This is a genomic window from Nocardioides sp., from assembly GCF_030149505.1.
In the GTDB taxonomy this organism is placed as follows: domain Bacteria; phylum Actinomycetota; class Actinomycetes; order Propionibacteriales; family Nocardioidaceae; genus Nocardioides.
Map to the genome: position 1 here is coordinate 1 of NZ_JASBRN010000021.1, position 18,385 is coordinate 18,385.

Sequence of the window (18,385 nt, forward strand, 5' to 3'; positions counted from 1 at the left end):
TCGACGTGCTGGCCCGCGCCCAAGCCGTCGACACCATCGTCGAGGAGGTGACCACCGAACCCGACCTCCAGGCCCTCACAGCCTGACTGACACCCCCAACCGAGGGATCAACCTCGTACACCACCCCAGCGGACTTGACCTGGCTAAAGCCTCACTACTGTCCTGTCTGCCCACCCGGCTGGGGCCTCCCTTCAGCGAGTGGAAGGCACCATCCAGCATGACATCAGCAGAAGCGCCCGAGCAGGTCTACGGCGGCATCGACACCCACGAAGACACCATCCACGTCGCCGTGGTCAACGACCGCGGCCACGACCTCGAGGACCGCGAGTTCCCCACCAGCCCGGCCGGCTACAAGCGGGCGCTCGCGTTCATCGCCAGCCACGGCGAGCCGATCGCGATCGGCATCGAGGGGACCTCCTCCTACGGCGTCAGAATCACGACTGCGGCCGTCGCCGAGGGTCTGGTCGTGGTCGAGGTGATCCGGCCGGAACGGGCAGAGCGTCGCCGACTGGGGAAGTCGGACCCGATCGATGCCTACCAGGCGGCGCGGGCCGCGATGGGCAGCCACCGGGTCGCGCCGGTGAAGAACACCGCCGCGATCGAAGGTATCCGCGGTTGCACAACGCACGCCGCTCGGCGATGAAGGCCCGCACGTCGGCGATGCGGCAGATCCATCAGCAACTCGTCACCGCCCCGAGCGCGATTCGGGAGAAGTACCGCGACCTGTCCAGCGACAAACGGCTCGTCGTGTTGGCCCGTATGCAGGTGCCAGCGAACCGGACTCCGGTCGAGCGGGCCGTGCTGTTGGCGCTCAAGACGCTGGCGCAACGCTGCAACGAGCTGCTGCGTGAGCACGAGCGCCTCGGGGCCGAGCTCGACAAGCTGGTCACCGAAGCCAACCCCACCCTGCGCGCGGCCTACGGCGTCGGACCGGACACCGCCGCCCAGTTGCTCCTCACCGCTGGCGGCAACCCTGAGAGGCTCAGGTCCGAGGCGGCGTTCGCGGCACTCTGCGGCGCGAGTCCGATCCCGGCGTCCTCGGGCAAGGTGACCCGACACCGTCTCTCACGCGGTGGGGACCGGGCGGCGAACAACGCGCTGTACCGGATCGCGATGGTTCGGTTGGCCAGCGACCAGCGAACCAAGGACTACGTCGCACGGCAGCGCGAGGCCGGGTTCAGCAATAAGGAGATTCTGCGCAAGCTCAAGCGCGCCATCGCCCGCGAGGTCTTCCGGCTCCTGACCACGCCGGTCGCCGTGCCGGGCGTTGATGACCTACGACCGCTGCGGCAGTCCAAGAACATCACACTCACCGCCGCGGCGAACAATCTCGGCGTCTGGCCGGCCACCATCAGCGAGCTGGAGCGCGGCATCAGGCGCAACGACACACTCGCGAAGAGCTACCGCGACTGGCTCCTCGCTGCTTGAACTGAGTGGGACTCTGCCGACTTGCGCTGTAGAACCGAAATTGCGCCCGCAACCGGGCGAATGTCAGCCCACTCGGTACGGTGCCGTGGCATCGATCGCTCACAGCCAGCCGACAGCGAAGGGAAGTGCGGATGCAGATCCTCGTGGCGGGTGGAACCAACTTCATCGGTCGCTCCATCGTGTCCACCCTAAGTCGTCACCACACCGTGAGCGTTCTCAACAGAGGTAGTCGTCCGGTCGCCGACGGTCGAATCCGGCACCTAATCGCAGATCGAAACGAGCCCGACGTCCTGCGCGAGCTCTTCGCGGACAGCGATGCGTTTGACGTCGTGGTCGATGTATCCGCCACGGATCCGAATCACGTTCGCGGACTCCTCGGCGGGCTCGGGGAGCAACTGCCGCGTGCGTACGTGCTGATCAGTTCAGCGGCGGTCTACACGCCTGGAGCTGCCTATCCAATCCGTGAGGACTCGCACGTTGGCGGCGACCCTGTCTGGGGCGGCTACGGCGAGGACAAGGCCGCATGTGAGGAACTGGTCCGGGCCTCCGGAATTGAGGAGGTAACAATCCTCCGCCCGCCCTACGTCTACGGACCCGAAAACAATGAGGACCGCGAGAAGTGGCTCTGGGCGCGAATGGCGGCGGGTGAGCCGATCTTCGTTCCGAGTGACGGACGCGCATTGATCCAGTTCTGCCATGTCGACCACCTCGCCAGCGTCGTAGAGGAGGTCGTGGACCGAAGGGCAACGCCAGGAACGTACAACGTCGGCACTGCCACTTCTTACACGTTCAACGACTATCTCGCGCTGCTCGCCGAGGTCAGCGGGCATCCTGCCCACCTCCTTCACACCGGGGAAGCAGCCGTCGCGGCTAGGAGCTACTTCCCGTTCCGGGACATGGACCTCGTGCTCGACATGGATCGACTCACGCGCGTGGGATTAGCTACCGGCCCGGACCTTCGGACGGGACTCCAACAGACGTGGGAATGGCTGAAGAGGTCAGGCGTCCCAGACTACGTGCCTACCAAGCAGGAGTCGGAATGGGCAAAAGCACTCCTTGACGGCCAATAGGAGCATCACTTCGCTGTCGGACCGGCGAAGGGCGACGGGGGCAATGTCGTCAGGAGTCGGCTGGCCGGACAGGGTCTCTGGTCCGCCTGGTCGACTCGGGGTAGGAGCTCAGGAGCCATTGCACGCGGGAGAGCGCTGCGCGGAGGGCGCGCTCCTCGCGGTAGGTCACTGCGGATTCATCCAACCGTCCCTTGAGTTGGTCGACCTGGCGCTCAAGGTGCCCGGCGGCACTGATCGCGCGCTTCCGGCATGCGGCGGAGCAGAAGAGTTGGGGCCTCCCACGCTGGCCCGACCAGTGGATGCGAGCGGGGCAGTCAGGGTTGTCGCAAGCTCGGCCAGCGGCCATCTCCACCTCGGCGTGCACATTTGTAACTCCGTCTGCCATGGGCGACTCCATTCTGGCTTGGGTGCTCTGCATGGTTTGGTCCCCTGCGTCGGCGGCGCCAGACGGCTAGGACGAGCGAGACCGGGCGTTAATTGTGCACCCCAGGCGCACATTTGGCGACCAAGGAACAGTAAGAATAGAACTCATAGAGCCTGACGCATGCCAGTAAATGGGCGGTCGATCCCTTGCCGCAATGCCATTGCCGGGCCTACTCTCAAGCGAGTCGACAGAGGTGAGAAGCGCCCTCCCCAGAGATGGGATGGGGCGCACCCGCAGCAACGGGCACGCCCCTGAACGACTCCCGATGCACGCTTGAAAGCGAGGGAATCGCCTTGCGTGATTCTAGTGGCGACGACTGGCGATGGTCAGCCCCCAGGCCAACCGGTACGGCGTGGACCTTCCGGACCGCGGGAAACGCCGGAGTGTGGAGCTGGGACGACGGCGCGCCGGATCCCCGGTTGCTCCTCCCAGTGCGGAGACCTCGCTCGGGTGCCTTGAGCCGACACATCCCGGTTCGGGCATTCAGCATGACCACCGGCGCCCACATCGCTCTGGAGTCCGGTCTCGAGCACGACCTACTTCGCCTGCTTGACCGCGACGGGGACGCCTCGTGGCTGGTGCCCCAGCCATGTCGAGTCGAGTGGCCATTGGATGGGCGAACGAAGGGGCACGTCCCCGATCTGCTCACTGCAGACCGGGCGGGGGCCGTGACAGTGTGGGACGTCAAGTCCCCCGATCGAGCTCACTCGCCTGCGTTCGCCGCCGTTGCGGAGCTCAGCTCCGACGCCTGCCGGGAGGTCGGTTGGGCCTACCGGGTCTTCACCGGGCTGACGCCGGTCCATCGGCACAATCTGTTGTGGCTGCACGGTCACAGACACAACCCGGCGGGCAACCCTCACCTCGAGGCGGAAGTCCTCCAAGAATGCGCATCGGGGGCGGTCCTGGGAGCCGTCCTTGGCGCGTCGTCCCCGGAGCGTCGTGCGGTCGTGTGGCATCACGTCTGGACGGGCAAGATCCGGGTCGATCTGAGCCAACCGTTGACCGCGGCGACGTTGGTCGTGGCATGACCAACATGCATGGTCTTCTGCAGCTGGCGGTTGGTGCCCGCATCCTTGGCGATGACCGGTATCTCCTGGTCGTTGCCGTTGGACGTCACGCCGTCACGGTACCCACCCGAGTCACATTTCCGAATCTCCTGCGCGGCCGCAGCGACGCATGCTCTACTGCATCCCGAGCCCCAGGTGACCCGAGACGCCTGGGGCTTTCCCCTAGGGTCAGGCACCCCACCGGGCCGGCTATCGCCCAGCCGTCCCGGCCTTGATCCGCCCGGAGCGAGAACAGGTCCCCGTCCTGCTCGAGGCCGGGGACCTGTCTCTGGGCGCTCAGCGCTTCGCGCCGACGATCACTGCGTCAGCACCTGGGCCTCACCGATGCGGATCGGCAGCGGCTCGGTGGTGATGTCGAACTCGATGGTTCCGGACTGGCCACCACCGCTCCACTCGACGACCCAATGGCTCGTGGCGGTGACCTGGTAGGCGTCGTCTGGCTGGTCGTCGCTCATCTGCTCGTAGCGGTGCCCGCACGTCGGGGAGTCCTGTTTGCCGTAGCGGTCCTCGTACGGGGTGCCGGGGCCGGTGCAGGTCTTCTTGGTGCCGTCGCCCATGTCCCACACGATGCTCGACACCTTCGCCGTGGCGGTGACCGAGACCGGGCCTTGGCTGGCTGAGGCCGTGATCGGCCCGTAGGTGTTCGGCGCCTGGTCCTCGACCCACATCCACACCGGCAGGCCGACCAGGCCGACGCGATCGGGCCCGGGCTCCGGGACGATCCCGATCGTGATCGGGTCCAGGTTCATGGAGGCGATAGCACGTTGGGCGAGGACCGCGGGGTCGATCAGTGTCTCGCCGGCCTCCACCCATACCGGTTGATTCGATCCCAGGTAGCCAGCCGGCTGGATGCAGTTATGCCAGTCCCCGTCCTGGTCAGTCTGTCCCGGCGGCGGAGCCGGCTGAGGCGACACGGGCGTCGGAATGACGTAGCAGGCGTTCTTGCTACTCCACTGCCCGCCACCCAATGAGCACGGGATCTCACTGCCTGCGTACGTGCACGTCGACGAGCCGCCGCCGGGGTTCTGGCCGCCGCCGCCAGGATCGCCGCCGCCGTTCTCGCACACCCACTTCACCTCGTTGGTGATGGGGTCTACCACCTGAGTGCACTGGCCATCGCCCTCGGCCGCCGCCAACGGCACGGGAGCGACCACGAGCCCGACCAGGGCCACGATCGCGGCCGCCACGACTCGCGCTAGCACGATTCCTCCAGGAGGCCGTTCTGCTCGCTGACGAGCCAGCGGCCCTTCTCCTTCACGAGCGTGTACTCGATCGGGAGCGGGTTCGGCACCGGCTTGCCGTCGGGGCCGGTCGGCTCTGGGACGAGCTGGCCAGCCTTGTTGGTGCGCTCGACCCCCGACCGGTCCTCACAGTCGATGATGAGGATGTACGCGCCTCGGTCGCGCGGCTCCCCGAGCGTGTGGACGTACTCCCCGGTGACCTTGCCGCCGGAGCGCTCGATCGCTGAGACGTGCTGCTGGACGTTCAGGAACTCGCTGCCGGTGGCCACCTTGTTGAGGCGCTTGAAGTCGATTGTCGCCTGTCGGTAGAAGTCGTCCCGCACGTCGAGGTAGGCCGTCAGCTGCGCGGCCGCCTTCTCCTCATCCGTCTTCGGAGTCGGCGAGGCGGCGGGCGTCGTCGGTGATGGGGACTGGCTCGGGGTCTCCTGGACCGTGGGCTCGTTGTCGTCGCCGCCGCAGCCCGTGAGAGCCAGGGCGAGGGCGAGGGCCACTCCCCCGAGTGCGGAGTGGTGCTTCCTCATGCGGTGTCTCCTCCTGTGGTGGGCGGGGCCATGACGGATCGCTGGCTGACGTCGTTGGCGATGTGCTCGAGGTGTTCTTCGGCGGCGTCGACGAGCTCGGCGAGCGAGCCGTTGTCGGCCGGGTCGAACCCGAACTTCTTGTCGGCGTTGTAGAGCGTGCGGATGGTGTCGCGCACGAACACGGCCCGGGCGATGCGGCGGGCGTCGAGGTCGGCGTGGTCGGCGCCGGCCGCGGCGTAGCGGCCGGTGAGCTCTTGGTCGAACGTTGCCATGTGCTGGTGCTCCCTTCCCCGAGTCAGCTCGCGAGCCAGCCGTGCGTACGGATGATTGTCTTCGTGCGCTCCGACAGTTCCATGGGGGCGTCGCCGTCGTCGGACCGGTTGCAGATCTCCTCGCGCAGGATCCGGTCGGCCCCGAGCTCGTCGCCCTCGGCCTTCATGACGGCGGCCAGGCACAGGCGGGTGCTCTCCCCGTCGGGATCGGCATGGTTGGCGACGTAGGCGGCCGAGCGGGCCTTGACGAGGTCGCCGGCGGCGAGGGCCTCGGTGACCACGATGAGCGCGACGTCGGCGATCCAGCCGGGGACCATCAGGTCGAGGCGGTTCGGCAGGGTGGCGAGCCACTCCCAGCCCTCCTCACGCAGCTGGCTGAACGGCTGGGCCTCTCCGACCAGCTCGAGCGCGGTGCACAGGTCGGCGAGACCCTCCGCGCCACCGCGGGCTCGGCCGCGCTTACACAGCCGCTTGAACAGGTCGAGGTCGACGAGCAGGCCGTCGTCGACCTGGTAGACGTTGACCCCGGTGACCTTGGCCGCCGGCGCCTTGTCTGCGTACGGCAGGTGGTCCTCGCCGGTGCGGGGGTTGGTGCCGAGCCAGTCGCGCACGATGTTGGTGTAGTCGCGCACCTTGCCGTCGGAGATCGAGAACGCCTCACGGATCTGCTCGCGGGTGGCGCCCTGCTTGCGGTGCAGGGCCAGGAATGCCAGCAGCTCGGTGAAGTAGGGCTTGCGCTTGGCCAGCGCCTTGCCGTGGGTGCGGGCGGTGACCGGGCCGAGCAGGATGAGCCGCGGACGGTCGCAGTCGGTCGAGAACCAGTCGGCGATGTCCTGGTCGAGGGTGGGGTCCTTCTCCTCGACCTCGGCGCGGACGTGGGCGGGCACCTTGGGTGCGAGGACCTCGAGGTCCTCCTGGAGGATCGCGCTCTCCCGGATGTACTCCTCGTCCTCACCCTCGAGCAGGGAGGACATCGGCTCGTCGACGGCGTCCTCGGGGGTGTTGCGCGGCAGGGTGTACTCCCGGCGCAGCGCGCCGGCCTCGTCGGTGTAGGCCTCCCAGCCGTCGGTGGCGGTCTCGTCCACCGGGGTGTCGACGTACTCCGGGGTCTCGCTCTGGGCGTAGACCAGGGCGCATCCGCGAGCCTCGTCGCTGGTGAGCCCGACCGCGATCAGGTTGAGGCCGGCGTGCTCGAGGATGACGCGGCCGGTGTTGGTCATGTGCAGCACGGCGCCAGGAGTGTTGGGGCGCTCGCCGGCGACCACGATGGAGGTCGCGGACTGACCGACGTGATCGTTGACCAGCTGCAGCAGCTGCTCGAGGTCGGCGGGGTCTCCGGCCGCGGCGTCCAGCAGCAGCATCCGCGCGGGCCAGGTGTCGTCGTCGACGCTGCCGGTGCGGGCCGTGGACACGTCGGTGTCGTGTCGCTTCGCCCGGTCGACGGTGGTCACCGCCGCGGCGAGGATCTCCGCGGTTGCGGGCGTCCCGGCCGCGCCGGTCGGGTAGTAGGTGATCCGCTCGTCCATGGCCACGGTCTCCTCGGCCACGCCGATGCAGTCGACCTGGACGCGGCGCGACCACGGGTTGACGGCCAGCTGGGCGGCGAGGTGGCGGGCGAAGTCGCGGCCGTAGGTGGGGTCGCCGCTGATGGTCAGCGTGGAGAGCTCCTCGCAGTTCAGCAGCCAGGTCTCGCCGGTGTCGCTCATGCCTATGGTGGCCAGCAGCGGGTAGGGCGGTTCGACGTTGCCGGTGTCGGGACCGAGGTCCTCGAACGCGGTGTCGGTGGTGACGTGCCAGTGGGTCTGGTCGGGGCTGCCCACCCAGGGAGCGGGGACGTCGGCCGGAGCGCTGAGGTGCAGCGTCAGCTTGCCGTGCCCGAGCTCCACCGCGGCGAGCGGCGGCATCGTGGTGCCCTGGGCTCCGACCGCGGCCGCGAGGCGGCGCAGGGCCTCGTCGGCGAACTCCACGGTGGCGGCCGCGGCGGCGCCGGTCGCGTTCAGGGTCATCTCCACCGGCGCGAGCTCGGGCGGCGGGGCGGCGATCGCGCGGCCCGGCGGTCGGTTCCGGAAGGCGGAGCGCCGGCGCGACCGCAGGGCCATGAGCAGGGCTCCGGACAGCAGGACGCCCCCGCCGGTGAGACCGGCGAGGACCCAGGGTGCCTCGAGGATCGAGTCGTCGGTGTCGTCGACCTGGTCGACGGCGGCGGCCGGCGCCGCCGGCTCCTCGGCCTGCGGGACCTCGGGTGCGGCGGTCTCCGGCGCCGGGGTCTCTTCGGCGGCCGGCGGGGTCTCCTCGCCCGGCGGGTCGACCGGCGGCTGCTCGTCCTTGGGCTCCGCTGGGGTCTGCGGCTTGTCCTCGCGCGGCTGCGGCTGGTCCTGCCGGTCGTCGACCGGCGTCTCGGCGCCGGGGATGTTGAGCTTCCAGCCCACGTCGATCACGTCGGGGTCGGTCAGCTGGACTCCGCCTGGCTGGGTGATCGCGGTGGAGGCCTTGTAGATCTCCGGCCACCGGTCAGCGTCGCCGAGCTTGTCCTGCGCAATGTCGCTGAGGGTGTCGTTGGGCTGCACGGTGTAGCCGTGCGCCGGTGCTGCGTCGGCGGGCGCCGGCAGCTTGAGCACCCATCCGGGCTCGAGGAAGCTCGGCTGGGTGCCGAGCAGGTCGCGGTTGAGCTCGGCGATCTCCTTGTAGCGGGCTCCGTCGCCGAAGTGGTCCTCGGCGATCGACCAGAGGCTCTCCCCCGGCTTCACAGCGTGGTCGACGGTCTGAGGTCCCTGGCGCTCCTGCGTCGTCTCAGCCTTGACGTCCTGCCGGGCGGGTGCCTGCTGCGCAGCATGGTCGGCGCCGGCGGTGACGTGCCCCACCGTCGCCGGGGCCGCGGCGACCGAGCTGATCGTGGTTGCCTGCGCGGCGATGGGGGCGGCGATGAACAACAGGGCGGCCAGGCCGATCAGGCCGCGCGCTGCTGCCTGGGGCCGACCCAGGCCCGGCAGTTGGGGTGCCTGGACCTTGCGGAGCGCCGCGATGGCCTCCACGACGAGGCTGAGAGCCATGAAGGCCCACGCGACCCAGCCGATCACCTTGAACAGGCCGAGAACGAGCGTGCCGTCATCGGGCGCCAGAAGAGCGTTCTTGACGCTGTCCAGGGTTGGCATCTGCTCGGGGATCGGGCTGGCGCCGATCGCGAGGAAGAGGGCGGGCAGGCCGAGGACGATGCCCAGCACGGCGAGCGAGGCGGCAAGGCCCGTGAGTCGCTGGCCGATGGTGGGGTGGGGCGTGGTCATCGTTCGATGCCTCCTTCGGCGCGGATGAGCCGCGCGGACGCCTCCCCGGTGACCTGCATGGAGTCCAGGCCGATGATCCCGAGGAACTTGCTGGTGTAGGTGTCGGTGGTGGTGACGATCAGGGTGTCGCCGTTGACGACGCGCGCGGTCCCTTCCACGCCGGCGGCGTGGAGGTAGTCCTGGGCGGCGGCCTTGGCCGCGGCGATGTCGACCCGGAGGTCCTCACCGCGCACCGCGGTCGAACCCTGGACCTCCTGGGCGCCGGTGCGGGCGGCCTGGGCGGCGGCGCTGCGGGCCTGCTGCTGGGTGTGGACCTTGCCGCCGAGGTCGACGGCCATCCCCACGAGGATGATCATCGCGAAGGACGCGGTGGCGAACCAGACGCTGATGGAGCCGCGCTCATCGCGCGCACGGCGCGTTCCGAGGCGCCGCAGGTGGCTGATCATCGGCGCTCCCGGTAGGCGTCGACGGGGCTGCTGGCGGTCGCGGTGATCGTCCTGGTGCCGGGCAGACCGGGGATGGCCAGGTCGGCCACGTCGACCTTGCAGGTCACCGTGGCGGTCACCTGGGCGGTGGTGCCCAGCGGGGCGTTGAACCCCGCGGCGTTGACCGTGACGTTGGTGGTCGCGCACTGCAGACCCTGGTCGTTCAGGCTGCTGTTGGCCGCGGACTTGCCCGAGCTGATCGCCTCGCTCTGGGTCCGCTCGATGGACGCTGCTCGAGCTGCCTCGTAGGCGGCGGCCTCCACCGACTGCTTGGCGATCTCGACGCGTCCGCCGAGGATGATCATCGCGATGAACAGGCCGAAGGCCGGGACGCCGATCGCTGCCTCGATGGCCACGGATCCGCGCTCGTCCTGGCTGCGGTTGAAGGCGCGTGCCCAGATGCTCTGCCCCCTCATTCGGTGAGCCTTTCGACCGGGACGCTGGCGCTCTGCCTGACGGTCACCTGCCAGCCGGGGATCACGCTCAGCGACTTGCCGGTGACGATGATCGTTGCCGTTGTCGTGGTCCGTGACCCGGAGACGCTGGTCGACGTCATCACGTCAGAGCCGCCGGCGTCCTGGAGGAAGCCGTTCGCGGTCGCCACTCCGGACTCGCGGGTGCCGTTCTCGCTGCCCGCCTCGCGGGCGCCCTCCTGCGCGGCCGCGAGCGCTACCTGCTTCGCGTGGTAGTACAGGGCTCCCTGGACACCGAGGAACATCACCGCGAACAGCGCCGGCATCAGGAAGACCATCTGGATGGCCACTGAGCCGCGCTCGTCCCGGCGTCGGCGGCGAGAGCTGGAGAACATGGACGGGTCCTACTTGATCTTTCCGGCCTCGTTGGTCACGAACGCCCTGATCGCGGCGACGACGATGCCGACGATGAGGATGACCGCGCCGGCCCAGATGACCTGCTCGATCGTGACCGAGCCGCGCTCGTCGCGTCGGTGCTTGACGGTGCGGTCCTCCATGCTGGCGATCACGGCGAGGGCCGTCACCTGGAGGGTGATGAAGAGCTTCAACATCGGGTTGTTCCTTTCTGGGTGGTGGAGTAGGGGGTGTCCCGGGATTGACGTCGGTGTTAGGTCGCGAATCGGAGCATCGACGGGGTGACGAGGATCGCCATGAAGACGATGCCGAGCAGGCTGGCCGGGATGTACATGCGCTCGGAGGCGGCGTTGGCCTTGCCGAGCTCGGCGCTGAGCATCGCCGAGCGAAGCCCCGCGGCGCGGGCCCGGAGGTTGTTGTAGATCTGGGCTCCGTCCTGGCCGGACTGCTGCATGATGTCGGCGAGGTCGTCGAGCTCGGGGACGCCGAGCTCGTCGGCCAGGCTGTGCAGGGAGTCCCATGGTGCGCGGGTCATGTAGCGGGCGCGGCGCAGCTCGCTCTCGATGCGCTTGAACACCCACTTGTCGCCGACCTCGGCTGCGGAGCGCAGCGCCTGCTGGCCGCTGGATCCGTCGCGGACGCCGGTGGCGACCATGTCGATGTAGGCGCCGAGGGCCCGGTTGAACTCGATGCGGGCCTTCTTGGCGTCGTCGGTGGCGTTGTAGTTGGGCATGAACCAGAACAAGGCAGCCAGGGCCAGCGATCCGAGCGTGGGGATCGCGAACGGCAGCGGCAGGCCGATCAGCGAGAAGAAGGTGGCCAGCAGCGGCGGCATGATGAGGCCGAGCAGGGCCCAGACGACCTTCTCGCCGTAGAACCGGGTCTCACTGATCTGCAGGATGGCCAAGTCCTTGCGGGGCGTGTGTGCCCACGCGCCGCCGGGCAGGTTCTTCATCGCCCACAGGCCGATCCGGTCGACGGCCGAGCCGGTGTCGGTGCCGGCGTCGTCGACGACGGGGGTGCCGCGGCGGGGCACGACGCGGTCGGGCGAGAGCCGGTCCAGGGCGTCGACCAGGTCCGGGTCAGAGGGCGCGAGGCGCCACACGAGCAGGGCGAGGGCCAGTCCGAGGAGGGTGCCGCTGGCGAGCGCGAGCTGCAGGCCGGTCATGCCAGTGCTCCTTCCTTCTCGCTGTGCGCTGTGCGCTGGGCGGCGCGGTGGGCGTTGCGGGCCTCGAGGTCGAGGAACCGCGGGAGCGGCTTGGCAACCGCCATCCGGCGCATCCAGAGCAGGGTGGCCACGTACGCGGTGAGCAGAACGGCGAGGACCACCTGACCCAGCGGAGTGCCGTAGGGCTCGATGTAGTCGCCGGTGAAGGCGAGGATGCCGAGCACACCGAGGGTGATTACAGTGACGGTGCGGGCGGTGGTGCGGGGCTTGGCCTGGTCGGCGGCGATCTGGCGTCGGGCACGGACGTCGGCCGCGACGGTCTCGGCGAGGGCGTCGAGTGCCTTCGACAGTCCAGCCTGCCCGCGGCCCCTGGCGGCCAGGATCAGCTGGCTGGCCACGACGTCGCCGGTGGAGTCGTTGAGGTCCTCGGCGAAGGCGCGCAGGACGTCCTCGGTGGAGGAGGTGTTGTTCCACAGCCGGGAGACCATCAGCCCGACCTCGCGCTCGATCGGCTCCGGTGTCGACTGCAGCGACTTGATGAGCGCCGAGCGCAGGGACTGGCCGGCGGTCAGCTTGCCGGACAGGGACCGGGTCCACTCCTCGAGCGCCTCGAGCTTCTCGATGCTCGCGGCCGCCGGCGGGGGTGTGAGCAGCAGCGGGATGCCGACGATCGCGGCCGGGACGAGGACGATGGCGATCACCCAGCCGGTCACCAGCGCGACCAGGAGGCCGGCCGCGGCGCCGCCGATCATCAGCATCCGGGTACGATCGTCGAGCCGGACGAACCAGCTGCCGAGCCGTCCGAACGGGGTGGTGGTCCGGGCCGGCTTCGGCGGCTTGGGCGGCGCCGGGATCATCGCGTAGACCATGCCGATCAGGCCGATGACGATGAGGGCGCCGAGCACGGCGGGCAGGAACCCCGATGACATTGGGCTCATGAGGTGGCCACCCCCGGGTTGGCCTGGGACTCGGCCTTGTACGCCTCGAGGTCGAATCCGTGGCGTGCCAGCTCCTGGGCGAGGAAGTTGTCGAGCTTGCCGGTCGCGACGGCCTGGCCGAGCTGGTTGGGCGCGAAGATCGGGGTGGTGGCGTACCCGCGGGCCGCGTCGATGCTGGGCTGGACGACCAGGACCTCCTCGACCCAGCGCTGCTTGCGGAAGGTGCCGTCGCCGTTGGAGACGACCTCGGAGCGCAGGTACATCACGATGTCGATCGCGGCGGCGAGCTTGCTGATCGCGAGCTCGCGGGTGACCTGCGGGCCCTTCTCCATGGCGCAGGAGACGAGCTTCTCGATGGTGTGCTCGGCGCTGCGGGCGTGGGTGGTGCTGATCGAGCCGGGGCCGGACTCCATGGCCTTGAGCATGTTCCAGACCTCGGGGCCGCGGACCTCGCCGACGATCTGGCGGGCGAGGTTGAACCGGAAGGAGTGGTGGATGGCCTCCTCGAGGCTGAACTCACCGGCCTGGCGGCCGTCGATGCCGACCTCGCCGGATCCGGGGCGGTGCTCCCAGGCGTGGACGATCTTGTGCCGGTCGGCCAGCTCGTGCAGGTGCAGCTCGAACTCGGTCTCGAAGGTGCCGATCATTTCCCAGGGCGGGATGCACGAGCACAGGGCGCGGACCCAGGTGGTCTTGCCGGAGCCCTGGACGCCGGAGACGACGATGCTCTTGCCGGCCCGCACGCAGGCGGCGAGGAAGTCGGCCAGGACCACGGTGCAGGCCTTGCGGTCGTAGACCATCTCGTCCATGGAGACCTCGCGCATGCCGTGGCGGCGGATCACGACCGAGGTGTAGGCCATCACCCAGGAGCCGGCCGCGAGGCGCGCTCCCCCGGGCAGCCGGAGGTCCAGGTGCGGGCGGGCCTCGGTGAAGGGCCGGTTCTGCCGGGCGCCGAGGTCGGCGAGGAACTCGCGCAGCTCGTCCTCGGAGTCGGCGATCGGGTCGGCCTCGACCAGGGTGCCGTCGACCAGCTCCAGCCACACCACGCATTCGGGGCCGCGGGCGATGACGATGATGTTCTCGACGTCCTCGCGCTCGACCAGGGGCTGCAGGCGGCCCAGACCGAACAGGGCGGCGTGGAGGGCGGACTTGAGCGCCTTCTCCTGGTCCTTGGTCCACGGGGGCCGGCCGGTGGAGACCAGCGTCTCGGCCTCGGACTTGATGAGCTCCTCGATGACGTCGAGGCCCATCTGCTCGCGGTCCTCGTCGGTGACCCGGCCACCTTCCTTGTCGAGCCGGGCGGTCAGCCGCGAGGAGATCTCCGCGCGGTACTGCGCGATCAGCTCCCAGTCCAGCTCGACCCGGCCCTCCGCGCCGGGCACGTTGTGGTGGTGCTCCTCCGGTGCGGGCGCCACGAGCGGGCGCAGGCTGAACTCCGAGCGAGCACGGCCCGGAAGCTCCTGCTCGCTGGTCCAGGCGCCGGCGAAGATCGGCAGGGAGGTCGGGTCGTGGTCCTCGACGACCGGCGGCGGGGGCGGCGGGGTGCCGTTGGTGCTGCGGCCTCGGGCGAAGGGCGAGGTCTGCTCCCGGTTCGCGGCGTGACGGGCCTCGAGCCACTCGTCGGCGCGCAGCGGGTCGCGGCCGTTGGTGTCGGAGTGGTGTCCGTTGGTGCTCATGCGTGGCCTCCGTTCGTGGGAGCGAGGGCGGCCTGGTTGGCGCCGAGGATGGACTGGATGGCCGCGGCGCTGGCCCGGTAGCCGCGCAGCAGCCCGGAGGACTCGAACTTGCGGGGCTTGCGGGCGCCGTGGGAGTAGACCTCGGCGACCTCGGGCTCCCATTCCACGGAGGCGACGACGGGGAGCTGCAGGGCCTTGGCAATGTGTCGGGCGCTGTAGGGCCGGACTCGGGCGCCGGTGGGCATCGCGGGCCAGCGTCGCTCCTCGTCGACGAGGAGGACCCCGAGCCGTGACAGGCCACCGACGCCGGCGAACTGGGCGCGCAGGGTCTTGGCCCAGCTGGTGGCGCCGGCCAGGGCCGGCAGCGAGCTGCGGGTGACGAGCAGGGTGAGGTCGGAGGCGGCGATGAGCGGCTGGGGCCAGCCGGCGAGGCCGAGCCGTCCGGCGTCGACGATGACGTCTTGGCCGTTGCGCTCCAGGGCGCGCAGCTGCTCGGTGAGCGGCTCCCATAGGGGCAGCAGGCTGGGGGCCTGCTCGTGGGCCCGGATGCCGGGCAGGAACCACGCCGAGCGCTCGGCCGGCGCCTCGGGGTCCAGCAGCAGCGTCTCGCGCGGCAGCGCCTCGGCCAGCGTTCCCTCGCGCAGGGAGAGGGCGAGGTTGATCAGGCCGCCGGTGGGCTCCTGGGTGCCGTGGAAGTAGCCGGCGAAGACCGAGGAGGAGCCGGTGGGGTCGGCGTCGACCAGGAGCACCGGTCGGTGCCAGTTGAGGGTGAGCCCGAGCGCCGTGGTGGAGACGCCGGGCGACCCGCTGGCCGAGGCGAGGACGATCAGCGCCATCGCTCAGCGCTCCCGAGTGTCCAGGACCAGTGCGACCCGCCCTGTCGCGGCGCGGGCTGCCAGGTCGGCGGCGTCGCCTTCGGGGACAGAGACGTCGACGACGGTCTCCCCCGTCTCCTCGACGCGGCTAACACCAACCACGACTGCCTCGACCGTCACCGGCTCCTCGTCGGTCACCTCGCCCTGGTCGCCGGGCGTAGTGACGATCCGGACGGCGTCACCGGAGTAGAGCGGCTCCGAGGGCATCTGGGCAGGAGTGAGGCTGATGCCCACCAGGGACTCCCCCTCCCCCGGCACCAGGCTGTCGGTGACGGCCTGCTCGCTGAGCAGCGTGCCGGCCCACAGGTCGACCGCCGCGCGGCTGCCCTCGAGCTCGGCCCTCTGGCTTCCGGGGACCGGGGTCAGCGCGGGGTCGACGCTGACTCGGACGACGGTGAGGTCACCGGCGTCGATGGTCTCGCCGCGCTTGATGTCGTTGGCGACGACGAGGACCTCTTGGGTGTCGTTGACCGAGGTGAAGGCGAACGCGGTGCCCAGGGCGCCGGCGGCGACCAGGGCGGCCATCAGGGCGAACACCCACGGCCGGCGGCGTGCCTTGACCCGCGCGGTCGCGGCGGGCCCAGCCTGCGTCTGGGTGGGCGAAGGCGGGGGCGGTCCCCCTGCGTTGGTCTGTGCGGTGTCCAGCGACATCAGTCCGAGTCCTCTCGTCTCTCGATCACCTATGTGTCGAGACGGGCCGGGGCGATCAATACGACCCATCTTCGTAGCGAGACACTAGTGCATTGCTATGGCGTCCTGTAGGTTCTCCACAGGTCGCGGGAAGTCGAGGTGCCATCGCCCGAGTCCTCTGCGGGAGATGGGTCGCGGCCCACTCCCCCGATGGAATTGAGCGACATCGCGTCCAGGCGAACTGCCGAAGGGCCGTCCTGCCCGGTTTCTCCCGGTGCCGATTGTGCCCTGCCTGTCCAGCGGGCAACTCCGGTAGAGGTACTCAGTTGCCCCGGTGCGCTACTGGCCCTTGCGGCGGCGGTGCAGGCGTTGTGCCTCGTTGAAGGCTGCGGCGACCACGTCGGCCGGCTGTTGGAAGACCTTGGCGAGGGTCTCCAGGGTTGCGGCGCTGGGGAGTCGGGTGGCCCGGCCCTGTTCCCACCAGGAGTAGGTGGGCGCGGAGAGGCTGGCGCGGGCGGCCAGCTCGGGCACGGTCAGCCCTACTTGGAGCCGCAGCGCCCGCAGGTCGGGGATCTCTCCGTCGAGGTGGATCAGGCGCAGGGTGGGGATGTCGAGGGCGCGGGCGAGCTTGACCAGGAAGTCGGGCCTGGGCACCGAGGTGCCGAGCTCCCAGCGGGAGACGCGCTCTCCCCCGGCCGCCCCGACGAGTCGCGCGAGCTCGTGCTGGGTCAGGCCCGCGCGCTCGCGGGCAGCCCGCAACTCTGAGGGGTCAACACCGGAAACCATCAGCGACGAACCCTAGCGGCCGGCGGCGCTAGGGGCGTACGCCTGACGGTCGGCACGCCGGTGTCAACAGCGGCCGCGTCGCCACCGCGGCTCTAGGCCTGCGGGCTCAGCTGGCTCCGAGTACCTCACCCAAGACAACCCTGACCAACTGGCTGCGCGAGACGGCTCCACTGTCAGCCACGAGGGTGTCCACCACCTTCATGTTCTCCTCGGCCGTGTCGAACGAGATCGTCGTCAGCTTGCCGACGTTGACTCGCGGCGCAGTGGTAACTGGGAACAGCTCGTTACCGACACTCGCGCCGTTTTCCGCCGCGACCAGCTCCTTATGCCGAGGGGCAGTCTGCGCCAAGGCGTTGAGAATGAACTGCACCTGGCCGACCTTGGGCGAGGACTCTCGCCGCTCGGTCATCAAGTCGACCAGGTTCTGCGGGAGGCTCAGCGTCGTGCGCTTCGTGCCACCGGTTGACTCGCTCACCTTGGCCGGCCTGGCCTTCGCCTTGCCCTTGGTCTTCGGCTCCTCGGGCGTCGCCGTCACCGTCGGTTCGGCGACGGTCTTGGCGAAGGCTTCTTCCTTCGCACGTTCGGCAGCGCGAGCTTCCTCGACGCTGACGGCGGGCTTGGCCTGAGGTGCCGCAGACGCAGCGGGCGCAGCAGGCTTACGGGAGGGCAGCGTGCTTACTCGGTCGCGGACGAGACCGAGAGCCGGCTTCATCGGTACTCGCTCCTCGCTCATGCCGTCACCGCCTCGAGGTCAGCACCCTCAGCCTCTTCGGCGGCGCCGATGCGCTTGATGAGCTCGTCAGCGAACAGCACGTAGTCATCACACAGTGCCAGGGAGGATCCAGCCGGGCGCTCGGGACGACGCCCCGCCTTCAGCGCGACGTACCAAGGCTCAGCGTTGTGCACGACCTCGGCTAGCTCGTGGATCAGCTTGCCCTTCTCGCGTGCATCGCCGGCGGCCGCCTCGGCGTGGCGAATGATCGACTCGAACAGCAGCGCGGAGTCACCGAGGACACTGCGGACGTCGTCTGCGGCGAAGCGACGCCGGACGGTCGCGGCGCTGCCCATGCCGAACAGGATGGCGCCGAGGACGTCGATGGTCGGGTTGACCTCACGGATCCGCACCACCTGGTCGGCTAGGACGCTGAGGCCCTTGATGCTGGCGCGGTCGGACTTGGTGGGGATGACGATCCAACGAGCTGCCGCCAGAGCCAGCATGACCAGAGCGGACCGCTTCGACGGCGGGGTGTCAATGATGATCAAATCGTAGTCAGGGGCCAGAGGCTTCAGAGCGTTGGCCAAAAGGATGCTGCCGTCCTCACCTCGACGCTCGCGGCCCAGGACCAGGTCCTCGAGCTCATCGAGCTTGCCGCCACCAGGGATGACGTCGAGGTTCGGCCGCACGTTCTTCAGGACGGGCTCGAGGACACCGTCGGTGAGGAGGGTGCTGACGAGGTGCTTGCCCTCGTCTCCCTTGTCGACGTAGCCAAGGTCGAACTCAAGGTTGCCCTGGGAGTCCAGGTCGACCAGAAGAACCTTCATGCCCGCCTGCGCAGCGAGACCGGCGACGTTGGCCGCACAGCTGGTCTTGCCGGTTCCACCCTTGCCGGTGGCGAAGACGATCACTCGGGACAGTTCGTTCATGGCCGAGAGTCTGCTCTACGTGACGGCTACGGGTCCGTTACGACACGCCTAG

21 protein-coding genes are annotated in these 18,385 nt (G+C 69.4%); 4 read left to right on the forward strand and 17 right to left on the reverse strand.

The window, feature by feature from the left end:
• Positions 1 to 217: 217 nt before the first annotated feature.
• From Q1V71_RS04015 to Q1V71_RS20020, 4 genes are all read left to right on the forward strand, one after another.
• Positions 218 to 643, forward strand: coding sequence for a transposase (locus Q1V71_RS04015; protein WP_300640975.1), 426 nt, complete (start codon positions 218 to 220; stop codon positions 641 to 643).
• Positions 640 to 1,428 (forward strand): transposase, encoded by a 789-nt coding sequence (locus Q1V71_RS04020; protein ID WP_300640976.1) that lies wholly within the window; start codon positions 640 to 642, stop codon positions 1,426 to 1,428. The genes Q1V71_RS04015 and Q1V71_RS04020 overlap by 4 nt, the downstream gene beginning before the upstream one ends.
• A gap of 131 nt (positions 1,429 to 1,559) precedes the next feature.
• Positions 1,560 to 2,498 carry an NAD-dependent epimerase/dehydratase family protein gene (locus Q1V71_RS04025; protein ID WP_300640977.1) on the forward strand — a complete coding sequence of 313 codons (939 nt, stop codon included), beginning with the start codon at positions 1,560 to 1,562 and terminating at the stop codon, positions 2,496 to 2,498.
• Between the two features lie 639 nt (positions 2,499 to 3,137).
• Positions 3,138 to 3,950: a TnsA-like heteromeric transposase endonuclease subunit gene (locus tag Q1V71_RS20020; protein WP_367280121.1), complete on the forward strand. Its 813-nt coding sequence runs from the start codon at positions 3,138 to 3,140 to the stop codon at positions 3,948 to 3,950.
• Here Q1V71_RS20020 and Q1V71_RS04030 read toward each other — a convergent pair.
• The 17 genes from Q1V71_RS04030 to Q1V71_RS04110 form a co-directional block, all read right to left on the reverse strand.
• A complete protein-coding gene (locus Q1V71_RS04030; RefSeq protein WP_300640978.1) occupies positions 3,878 to 4,039 on the reverse strand; it encodes a hypothetical protein in 162 nt (53 codons plus the stop codon). The two genes, Q1V71_RS20020 and Q1V71_RS04030, sit on opposite strands and share 73 nt — an antisense overlap.
• Before the next feature lie 246 nt (positions 4,040 to 4,285).
• Positions 4,286 to 5,176, reverse strand: coding sequence for a hypothetical protein (locus tag Q1V71_RS04035; protein WP_300640979.1), 891 nt, complete (start codon positions 5,174 to 5,176; stop codon positions 4,286 to 4,288).
• An 8-nt stretch (positions 5,177 to 5,184) separates the two neighbouring features.
• On the reverse strand, positions 5,185 to 5,751 hold the full coding sequence (locus Q1V71_RS04040; RefSeq protein ID WP_300640980.1) for a hypothetical protein: 567 nt from the start codon (positions 5,749 to 5,751) through the stop codon (positions 5,185 to 5,187).
• Complete coding sequence (locus Q1V71_RS04045) at positions 5,748 to 6,023, reverse strand: hypothetical protein (protein ID WP_300640981.1); 276 nt, start codon at positions 6,021 to 6,023, stop codon at positions 5,748 to 5,750. The genes Q1V71_RS04040 and Q1V71_RS04045 overlap by 4 nt, the downstream gene beginning before the upstream one ends.
• Before the next feature lie 23 nt (positions 6,024 to 6,046).
• On the reverse strand, positions 6,047 to 9,304 hold the full coding sequence (locus tag Q1V71_RS04050; RefSeq protein WP_300640982.1) for a LysM peptidoglycan-binding domain-containing protein: 3,258 nt from the start codon (positions 9,302 to 9,304) through the stop codon (positions 6,047 to 6,049).
• Positions 9,301 to 9,750, reverse strand: a complete 450-nt coding sequence (locus tag Q1V71_RS04055; RefSeq protein ID WP_300640983.1) for a pilus assembly protein TadG-related protein — start codon at positions 9,748 to 9,750, stop codon at positions 9,301 to 9,303. The genes Q1V71_RS04050 and Q1V71_RS04055 overlap by 4 nt, the downstream gene beginning before the upstream one ends.
• On the reverse strand, positions 9,747 to 10,205 hold the full coding sequence (locus Q1V71_RS04060; RefSeq protein WP_300640984.1) for a TadE/TadG family type IV pilus assembly protein: 459 nt from the start codon (positions 10,203 to 10,205) through the stop codon (positions 9,747 to 9,749). The genes Q1V71_RS04055 and Q1V71_RS04060 overlap by 4 nt, the downstream gene beginning before the upstream one ends.
• Positions 10,202 to 10,552 (reverse strand): TadE family protein, encoded by a 351-nt coding sequence (locus Q1V71_RS04065; protein WP_300640985.1) that lies wholly within the window; start codon positions 10,550 to 10,552, stop codon positions 10,202 to 10,204. Before Q1V71_RS04065 ends, Q1V71_RS04060 begins: the two co-directional genes overlap by 4 nt.
• A gap of 54 nt (positions 10,553 to 10,606) precedes the next feature.
• Positions 10,607 to 10,813 (reverse strand): hypothetical protein, encoded by a 207-nt coding sequence (locus tag Q1V71_RS04070; protein ID WP_300640986.1) that lies wholly within the window; start codon positions 10,811 to 10,813, stop codon positions 10,607 to 10,609.
• A gap of 56 nt (positions 10,814 to 10,869) precedes the next feature.
• Positions 10,870 to 11,784, reverse strand: coding sequence for a type II secretion system F family protein (locus tag Q1V71_RS04075; protein ID WP_300640987.1), 915 nt, complete (start codon positions 11,782 to 11,784; stop codon positions 10,870 to 10,872).
• Positions 11,781 to 12,722, reverse strand: coding sequence for a type II secretion system F family protein (locus Q1V71_RS04080; RefSeq protein WP_300640988.1), 942 nt, complete (start codon positions 12,720 to 12,722; stop codon positions 11,781 to 11,783). Before Q1V71_RS04080 ends, Q1V71_RS04075 begins: the two co-directional genes overlap by 4 nt.
• Positions 12,719 to 14,398 (reverse strand): CpaF family protein, encoded by a 1,680-nt coding sequence (locus Q1V71_RS04085; RefSeq protein ID WP_300640989.1) that lies wholly within the window; start codon positions 14,396 to 14,398, stop codon positions 12,719 to 12,721. The genes Q1V71_RS04080 and Q1V71_RS04085 overlap by 4 nt, the downstream gene beginning before the upstream one ends.
• Positions 14,395 to 15,234, reverse strand: coding sequence for a hypothetical protein (locus Q1V71_RS04090; protein WP_300640990.1), 840 nt, complete (start codon positions 15,232 to 15,234; stop codon positions 14,395 to 14,397). The genes Q1V71_RS04085 and Q1V71_RS04090 overlap by 4 nt, the downstream gene beginning before the upstream one ends.
• Positions 15,235 to 15,237: 3 nt before the next feature.
• The gene (locus tag Q1V71_RS04095; RefSeq protein ID WP_300640991.1) at positions 15,238 to 15,924 is read right to left on the reverse strand and encodes an SAF domain-containing protein; all 687 of its coding nucleotides are present in this window, start codon (positions 15,922 to 15,924) and stop codon (positions 15,238 to 15,240) included.
• Between the two features lie 318 nt (positions 15,925 to 16,242).
• The gene (locus Q1V71_RS04100) at positions 16,243 to 16,689 is read right to left on the reverse strand and encodes a helix-turn-helix transcriptional regulator (RefSeq protein WP_300640993.1); all 447 of its coding nucleotides are present in this window, start codon (positions 16,687 to 16,689) and stop codon (positions 16,243 to 16,245) included.
• Between the two features lie 106 nt (positions 16,690 to 16,795).
• Positions 16,796 to 17,422 (reverse strand): hypothetical protein, encoded by a 627-nt coding sequence (locus tag Q1V71_RS04105; protein WP_300640995.1) that lies wholly within the window; start codon positions 17,420 to 17,422, stop codon positions 16,796 to 16,798.
• A complete protein-coding gene (locus Q1V71_RS04110) occupies positions 17,419 to 18,333 on the reverse strand; it encodes a ParA family protein (protein WP_300640997.1) in 915 nt (304 codons plus the stop codon). The genes Q1V71_RS04105 and Q1V71_RS04110 overlap by 4 nt, the downstream gene beginning before the upstream one ends.
• Positions 18,334 to 18,385: the final 52 nt, after the last annotated feature.